The organism is Salinivibrio sharmensis (assembly GCF_001995985.1).
Lineage (GTDB): Bacteria > Pseudomonadota > Gammaproteobacteria > Enterobacterales > Vibrionaceae > Salinivibrio > Salinivibrio sharmensis.
This window is the reverse complement of record NZ_MUFC01000029.1, coordinates 1-9,214: the sequence shown is the minus strand read 5'-3', so window position 1 is coordinate 9,214 and position 9,214 is coordinate 1. Positions and strand designations below refer to the sequence as shown.

The following is a 9,214-nucleotide window of genomic DNA, read 5'->3' as shown; positions in this document are numbered from 1 at the left end:
GCATAATAGTTTATATCTGGATTTATTGTTAAATAACTATCATTGTCAACGATTTTAACTTTGTCGATACCTGGGTTACTTAAAGCTGATATGTAGCCTATAGGATAATCTGGTTCAATACTATAAGCGTACCCAGCGTTATCAGTGCAGGATAGGCTTACTATATCAAAAGTGGCTATCATTTTATCTTTCTTGATATTCGATGCTCTGACGCCTAGGCGGCAATCTCCTCCATCAAAAACGTGTTCACTTGATGTGGAAGATATTGGAGAAACAGTTGTCACAATAGCAAAGGTATAGTCGTGAACAGTATTAGCAATGTACGACTGAGGACTGTTCAGCCATGGCAATGAAAGAAACTTAATCACAGCAGAGGAACTACTTGGAATACTGTAGTTAGATGCTTCCAACTTGGCTAATTTTAAACGCTTTTCCATAGCACCACCTCCTTGTACGGTTACGAGGATCGGTTGCTCATAGCCAATAATCTCTCTTATATCTTGTACAAACCGCATCCCCGTATCTTTTGCTTCATAAACATCAGAGGTAACAGTTAATAGCGCAGTGATATAGATTAGTATTTTGTTTTTGCTAATGATTTTCTTGAGTCTGGTAAATCCCATTGGTCTTTCCATCAGATATTACTAACTTTTTCTACAACCATGTCACTTTGCCCTGCAAAGTGAATCAATCGAGTGATATTGCTGAGAAGTCTACTGGTAGGTGATAGCTATCACTTCACCGTTAGGCAACGTAATCAGCGCGCCGTCATCGTTGGAAGCGACGAATTCTACCTTGAGGGCTTTCATCCGATAGGATGGCAATACGTCGTCTTACTGGTTCGCAAAATGCATTGAACACATCATTCAGGCTTTGTGGCTGATACTTCTAGATCCAGTCCGCAACTAACGCTAGCGCGAGATTGCTAACAGGTCGATACGGCGACGGCTATCTTCCCAGTCTGAAAACTCTTCTGATATCACCAAACAATCAGGTGCGATGGCATCAATACAGCCTTTCAGCGCTTCTCGTAAATCGTGCCGCTCTTGCAGCCCTTCGGCTGCAAGAGTTGTCGATGTTAGCGTGAGAGGTTTTTATTGGCGATATTGTAAAGGTTCGTGACTACACCGCCTGTTTAACAATAGTATTTGTAAGTTGTAATTGGGTTGACTTAGACTCTTTCAATCGCACTTTTAGCTGGTTGCAAATGGAGAGTAATTCATCGGCTTTGTTGATAATGCGCAGCTGCTCCTTGATGGGAGGTAATACAGTAATAAGAGAACTTATATGGGTCTGGTTGACAGTTTTTTGTCCAGCAGTGCTAATGAATAAATCGGCAATTTTTTCTCGTATAATTGATGAATCGCCTAATAGTGACAAAAATGAAGGCATATAACACTCTACTGGAAACCTCATTCTTATGAAGTGATCGCAGTAAATTGCATCATAGTCCTCATGACACGTCACAAATCTTCCCACGATATCAGCACTTCCGTTTACACGAATTATTAACACATCCCCTTCTTGTAATGAGTAACGCTCGATGGATTTCCGCTCGATAACAATACTTCGAGTATCATCCAGAGAAATCTGCCGTTCTTTAATATCGGCTAATCTCAATACTGCGACTTCATTACCTTCTTTGTCTCCTCGGCTTGACGCTCCATTTTGAAATTGAGGTAGTAGCTCGCCAAGGCGACAAATCTCCCACCCACTCGGGAGTTCAAACGGCTTTTCATCTTCAGCAATCGGTGGCAGCGCTTTTTGCTTCTTGATTTTCTTATCTTTGACTAATTGCGCTTTTTCTTCCGCAATTCTTTTCAGTAACTCAGAAGCAGGCTCATCATTTGGATCTTGCGGAACCAACTTACCCATCACAGCCAGTTGGAGGATGGTTTGTTTAAGCTGGTCGATACTCTCTTCAGTGGTGAACAAGGTATCGAAATGCTCACTGATTCGCGCCCAGTTTTGCATTAACTCGTCAGCATCGGCAGAGTTGGTAAGTGTATCCAACAGCGTTGTTACCAGCACTTGATGCGCTTCGATACTGGCTTCGGTTTGTTGCTCTAGCTGGTCGCACAGCGCCATTAGCTCATCGACTTTGGCGACGATGCGGTGTTGCTCATTCAAAGGGGCTAATGGGAACAAAGCGGCTCTAGCTTTGTCAGTACCCATTCGAGGTAAATTCATTCCATGTGTAGACGTATTTGCATACTCGATAAAATAGGGAGTCTTTAATACCAGTCGAATGAACTCTGGCATTAGGCCGATGTAACCCCTGATTGGTATCATTTCTGTAGTACACGCACCGTCTTCATCAGCCACCAAAACTTTATCAAGATAGGGACGAAGCTTTCCGTAAATAACGTCATTTTTCTGAAACGAGTTTTTTGTACTTTTGAACACTCGCTCTTCAAACCTTACTTTTTTCAGTAACCTAGACGTATATTTCTCAACGTCCTCTAATTCCAACACCCAAGTACTGGGAGAAGCATCTTTTGGTTCCAGTTTGTCACAAACACCATAGTTAGTAAGGAAGCCAAGTTGACTCCAGCCCCAATTATTAGGTATTTGGAAAGGCTTACTATCATTAATAGGAGGCAAGGCCTTGGGCTTTTTAATCTTCTTTTCTTTAACTAATTGCGCTTTTTCTTGCGCGATACGCTCAAGCAACACTGAAGCAGGCTCATCATTAGGATCTTGAGGAACAAGCTTGCCTCGCACCGCTAACTCTAAGATCAGCTCACGCAGCTTCTTAACACCGTAAAGCTCTAGTTTCTTGCTGCTACCGCGACCAGAGGTCGATTGGGTCTTTACTGCCGACGTCCAAACATCAATATGCTCGGTAATTAACGTATTCATAAGAGATTGGTCTACAGCCATTATTGCGCTCCACCTTTCACAGTAGAGCTAAGCGCATCACCGAGAATGCCTTTCAGTTGGTCACGTAGTGATTTTATGTCTTGCTGCTGCTGCTGATAGCTCGCCAGTAACTCTTCAGGATCATGGCTGACGACTTCGTCCTGATACGGGTTTGGAATATCAAGATTAAAGTTGCGCTCGATGATTTTCTCAATCGATACCTTCCAAGCTTGCTTAGTCTCGATACGGCTAGCGAATCCATCAGCCTCATTACCCCACCAATCTATCTCTTGCTGGAACTCTTCAAACTTCATTGGTTTGGTTTTGCTGTAGTTCTTCACACCTTCTGGATAAGGGTGCTCATAGAACCACACTTCTTTGGTCGGTTGGCCTTTGGTAAAGAACAGAATGTTGGTCTTAATGCCCGTGTATGGGTTGAACACGCCATTAGGTAAGCGAACAATCGTGTGCAGGTTACACTCTTCCGTCAGCATCTTCTTAATTTTGGTTTTTACACCTTCACCAAACAAGGTGCCATCAGGCAACACCACACCAGCACGGCCATTTTTATCCAATACTTCGACAATCAGCTGCAAGAACAGATCGGCGGTTTCACGAGTTTGCATATCGGAAGGGAAGTTCTTTTCAATCCCGTCCTCTTCGGTGCCGCCAAACGGTGGGTTAGTCGCAATCACATTGATATTGCTGTCCCAGTTTGCAAGCGGCGTGTTAAGCGTGTTGCCATGCCTGATTTGCACTGGTACTTCGACGCCGTGGAGCATCATGTTAGTGACACATAGCAGGTGCGGTAACTGCTTTTTCTCTACACCTTGGATTTGTCTTTGTAGGGTTTTATGGTCGTCCGTGGTTACCACGTAGTTCTCTTTGACGTGATCGAACGAGCAGGCCAAGAACCCACCCGTACCACAAGCGGGATCCATAATTTTTTCACCCAGTTTAGGGTCAAGACGACTGACGATAAAACGAGTCACCGCGCGAGGGGTATAGAACTCACCCGCATTCCCAGCGCTTTGCAGATCACGTAGGATTTGCTCGTAGATATCACCGAACAAATGACGGTCGTTCGAGTCAGTAAAGTCAACTTCGTTGAGCTTGTTGATCACCTGACGCAGCAATGTGCCATTTTTCATGTAGTTATAGGCATCACTAAAGGCTTCTTTCACTACAAATCCACGTGGATTGATGTCTTTAGGCGTATTGAGGCTTTTTAGGCCAGGAAACAAATCATCGTTAACGAACTCTAGTAACTCGTCACCTGTAATGCCTTGTTTATTTGCCGCCCAGTTTCGCCAAAGGTACTTAGCTGGAATGGGTTCTCGGTAATCTTCTAGCTCAAACTCTAGCTCTTCCTCTTGTGCATCAAACACTTTAAGGAATAACAGCCACGACATTTGGCCTAGACGCTGCGCGTCACCATCAACGCCCGCATCTTTACGCATGATGTCTTGAATAGACTTGATCACTGAACTGATTGACATGAAGTTCTACTACTAACCGACTACAAAAATTGTTGTCGATGTTAGCATTTTTACGTCAATGTGAGTACTGACATAGGGAGTGAAGTGCCCAATAACACTGGGGTATTAGTGAGCACTTATCTCTATTACGATAACTGGTTTAATAACTGACTTGATATTGATTCATGCTCATCTTACGTCGTAAGACAAGGTACAACCCCCAAGTGATTAGCGCATCGGCGGTAATGCCTAACCCAAACATGATGGCAATGCGTTCAAGCGTAGGAACAAAGATGCCGATTTGATAAAGCACAAAAGCACAACCGTAAAACAAGGTGTTTACGATAAGTGATTGATACAGCATTAAGTCAGTGCGCCCTATACCGTAAAAGTAACTGTCGATAACATTGTTTAAACTGAAAATGGCATAGAACCCTGCCATTAGCCAAACTAGCCGAGTGATTGCTTGTGAATCCTCCACTCCCATGACATTAGCTACAAAGCTGTTCCAAAGCGGCGCAGTGAGTATCCAAACCCCAATGATGCCTAGCGTTATCCAAAGGTAGGCATTGACTCGTTCAGATGTTAGCCCGTTATTTGTTGCAGCATCTTGCTTAACCAGCTTCCCTAACGTCAAAACGGGAAGTAACAACCAGCCCCAAATAAATTGATTGGCAACCCAGTACGTTCCCGCTTGTTGTACTTGGTTAATAAGCTGAAGAATCATGACAATAAAAGCGGTATTACGAACAAGCGATTCAAGCCCTGATTTCCATCCAACTTTTGCCCACTCTTTAAGCCAGTGCGACTGATGTCCTGTAGAAAACTTGAAGCTCAGCGTGATCTCCGACTTAGATAAATAAATCAGGGCAAACAGCGCGAGAAGACTATTAACCACGATATTACTCAGAGCAATACCATTCACTCCTAACTGGAAGGAATAGCTTAATTGACTAACAAAGACGCTGTCACAAAGGACGGTCATGAGCGTTTGTACGAGTAGAAGGCCACACAGCGCCTTTCGTTCATTTTTTAGGACGAGAACCAAAGATAAAAACGCATAGAAGCTGGAAAGCAGAATAGCAACAGATTCCAATCGGATGTATTGGATTGTCTGGGTCAGTAGTTCAGCCTGTTGCTGCATAGCATCAACAAAGCTCGGCGCTAGCCACAATACCATTAAGGTCACCACAAAATAGCAAATCAAGGTAACCCAAAGAGATAGACTGGCTCGGTCGCGAAAAGCTTCGTGACTATGAATAACGCTGCCTAGAATAAATGCTAGAGGGATAAGTAATGCTTCGCTGAGGACTTCATATCCCACATTGAGCCATGCGACTTGTGCAGCAATGCTAAAAGTCCATGGGCTGGGGATGCTGCCCAAGAAGTGGATTCGTGTAGTTGAGTAGATTAAGGGGATTAAGCTTGTCAGGATCAGGACTAGCCACAGCTGATAGTTGATAGCGTTTATTTGATGATGTTTCAATTTTTAAGCCTTGTTATCTTCACTAGAGATCTCGTGGAGAAAGCGACTCGCCACAGAAAAATTTTAATCAGTTGTTTCTTCCTAAGTCTTTCAAATAGCGTGATTAGTTACTGAAAAATATCAGAATATTGCACTGTACTGAAATGAGCTGCTGAACAATCAAATACTTGCCATGGGAAATCAACTTGGTTACGGCATGCTTGGGAAGGCCATTGTGGTTAAGCTTGCAAGCAAGCCGCTTACCTTGCTTGGCTCCATCGCCAAAGCGAGATCGATACTCGCCTAACAATAAGCAAGAGAGTTTAGGCAAACGTCTTTGTGTTTTTTAGCCAACAGTGCTTTATCTGAATTTAGCTTACCAAACATATAGGTATGCATTATGACTTGAGGTCGTTAACCAAGCTAAACACGCTCTAGCTTGGTTTAAACACTGATTAGGCTGAATGATAGATCTCAGCTTCCAACTCAGAAATTGCTTGCAAGTACTGCTCTCTCCCACCAAAGCACTTATTGACAATTTCAGCAGGTCGCCCCATCTCATCAAAAGGCTTCACCTTGAGTACATGAATATTCTCAAGCTCTTGAACACCTTCATCAGCGTATTTGTCCAGTAGGTTGTTCAACACCTGCTGAGCCGTTTCACCGTACTTCGTGAAGTAGTTGCGCTTTTTGACGTTATCAACCCGTTCTTTTCTAGTGAGCGCTGGTTGGTCATAAACGACATGACAAATCATGTCGAATGGATCGAGATCTTTGCCCACTTCTAGCTCTAATGCTTCCCAGATGATGCCTTCCTCTGCCAGTTCATCAATGATTGCTTGCTTTCTATCGGCATCTTGCCAGCGCTTAACAAAGTCATCCATTGAGGTGAACTGTTTTGCCATCGTCTTGCGGGTATAGTCTTTGAACGACTCGGTTACGAGTTTACCGTCGGCATCGTAGTATTGAACACGTTCGGCAATGGCTGTAACGGTTACGCCGTTGACATGGAACTTTCTTACTCGGTTTTCATCCTGCCAATCATCATCGCTATTGCTCCCATCTGAAGGCGATGAACCTGAGTCGTATGACGATTCGGGTTCATGGATGCTTTCGGGGTCGATATCTTCGCTTTCAAATGGATCATCTTGTTCAAGTTCATCCTCACCATCGATGATTTCATCTAGCTCTTCATCGGTATCGAAGTCTTCTGGTTTTGTCTCTTTAACTCGTTCAGGGACACCATCAAAGCGCTCATCAGCGAACAGTTCAGTTGCCTTTTTGAAGTCGAGAATAGTAAACCATAGCTTTCCGTAACGATCATCAATACGGGTTCCGCGACCGATGATCTGCTTAAACTTAGTCATCGACTGAATGCCCTGGTCAAGAACAACTAATTTGCACGTTTTTGCATCGACACCAGTTGTCATGAGTTCTGAGGTGGTCGCAATAACAGGATAAGCCTTTTTGGGGTTGGTGAAGTTATCAAGCTGGGCTTTGCCGATTTCATCATCACCAGTAATTTTCATTACGTATTTTTCATTCTTAGCAACTTGCTCAGGGTTGCAGTTGATCAGCGCTCGACGCATACGCTCTGCATGGTCAATGTCATTACAGAATACAATCGTTTTAGCCATCGGGTCGGTGCGCTTGAGGTAGCTGGTGATGGTCTGTGCAACAAGTTCTGTTCGCTCATCAATGACCATAGTTCTGTCGAAGTCTTTCTGGTTATAGATCCTGTCTTCGATAACTTCACCGTGTTTATCGACTTGTCCTTTGGTTGGTCGCCAACCTTGTAAATCTACATCGATATCGACACGTACAACTTTGTAAGGGGCTAAGAAACCGTCTTCGATACCTTGCTTTAGAGAGTAGGTATAAATGGCATCGCCAAAGTACTCGGTGTTAGACACGATATCGGTTTCTTTTGGTGTCGCGGTGAGTCCTATTTGAGTCGCTGAACCGAAATACTCAAGAATCTCGCGCCATGCGCTGTCCTCAGCGGCACTGCCACGATGGCACTCGTCAACGACAATAAGATCAAAGAAATCAGGATCGACCTGTTTGTATGCTTTTTGGTGTTCTTCTGGGCCAGTCAGAGCTTGATACAGCGCTAGGTGGATTTCGTAAGCGGGATCGACTGTTCGACCAGTAACTTTGGTCATCGCGGTGCCAAACGGTTGGAAGTCGTTGGTCTTAGTTTGATCGACTAGAATGTTTCTGTCCGCCAAAAACAGGATGCGTTTTTTGGCTCGGGACTTCCATAGTCGCCAAATAATCTGGAATGCAGTGTAAGTTTTGCCCGTACCCGTTGCCATAACCAAGAGTACGCGGTTTTGTCCTGCTGCTACCGCTTCCACGGTTTTGTTTATCGCCTGTAGCTGATAGTAGCGCGGAGACTTACCGCTACCATCATCATGGTAATCTTGAGTAATGACTGGAAGGTGCTCGGTTTTGTAGTCTTTCCAAACGCAGTATTTGTCCCATAGTTGCTGAGGTGTTGGGAAGTCTTCAAGTCGAATTTCAGTTTCGAGTTGAGCTGGGTTGGTTTTGTCGTGGAAGATAAAACCGTCGCCATTTGAGGCAAAGACAAAAGGGACTTCAAGTAGGCTGGCGTAATCTAGACCTTGTTGCATACCTTTGCCGATTTCATGCTTGTTGGCTTTAGCTTCGACGACCGCTAGAGGCATACTCGGTTTATGGTAAAGGACGATGTCCGCAGACTTAACCTTCTTCCTCGCCGCTGCCTGACCACGAACAATGACTTTACCATCACGTAGTTTTACTTCTTGACGGATCTGCGACATATCATCCCATCCCGCGCCCTTGATAGCAGGAAGAATGAATTTCGTGATGATATCGGTTTCAGATAGCTTTGATTTATTGATTGTCGATTCCATGCGATTGGCTAACTCACTACAGTGCCTTTCATAACTATACCAAAGGATACATAAAAGATACTAACTTATCAGTGAAGTGGGTAACGGTATGGATTAGCCTATGAGGCAAAGAGCCTGAACATGCCGTCATCAATAGGTTTATATATGCAATGAGAGTTTTGTGATGAGATTAATCAGAAGAAGCTGTTTTCGAGCAGTAACAGTCTTTGTTCGATTAGAGGAAAGGATTTTCTTCCTCCTATACCATCGAGATATTATTAATAATAAATTATCGCGCTAGGTTATGGTTTAAATTCAATATTTTATTTACTCTTAATGTGACACATGGAAAATAAAAAACACAAAAGTTAATCTCTGTTAATTTAAACAATGCACTGTATGTTTGCCTAAGTTTTTTAGAACAAAATTGCTTGGCACATTGTTTTGCCAAGATTGGCAGCGAAACTGTCAATCTTGGCAGAGGAAATGCCACGGCAGGCAGAGAATGTGCCAATGGTGGCAATAAAATT

General features: G+C 43.7%; 5 protein-coding genes. All 5 read right to left on the bottom strand.

The window, feature by feature from the left end; all coding sequences use genetic code 11:
- Window positions 1–635, bottom strand: a 635-nt coding sequence (locus BZG74_RS15295) for a hypothetical protein (protein ID WP_158020674.1), incomplete at its 3' end; no start/stop codon positions are given.
- A gap of 487 nt (window positions 636–1,122) precedes the next feature.
- Complete coding sequence (locus tag BZG74_RS15280; protein WP_077773332.1) at window positions 1,123–2,883, bottom strand: restriction endonuclease subunit S domain-containing protein; 1,761 nt, start codon at window positions 2,881–2,883, stop codon at window positions 1,123–1,125.
- Entirely contained in the window at window positions 2,883–4,361 is a 1,479-nt protein-coding gene (locus tag BZG74_RS15275; RefSeq protein WP_077773331.1) for a type I restriction-modification system subunit M, read from the bottom strand. Before BZG74_RS15275 ends, BZG74_RS15280 begins: the two co-directional genes overlap by 1 nt.
- A gap of 139 nt (window positions 4,362–4,500) precedes the next feature.
- On the bottom strand, window positions 4,501–5,826 hold the full coding sequence (locus BZG74_RS15270) for an MATE family Na+-driven efflux transporter (protein ID WP_077773330.1): 1,326 nt from the start codon (window positions 5,824–5,826) through the stop codon (window positions 4,501–4,503).
- Window positions 5,827–6,260: 434 nt separating this feature from the next.
- Complete coding sequence (gene hsdR / locus BZG74_RS15260; RefSeq protein WP_077773329.1) at window positions 6,261–8,705, bottom strand: EcoAI/FtnUII family type I restriction enzme subunit R; 2,445 nt, start codon at window positions 8,703–8,705, stop codon at window positions 6,261–6,263.
- Window positions 8,706–9,214: the final 509 nt, after the last annotated feature.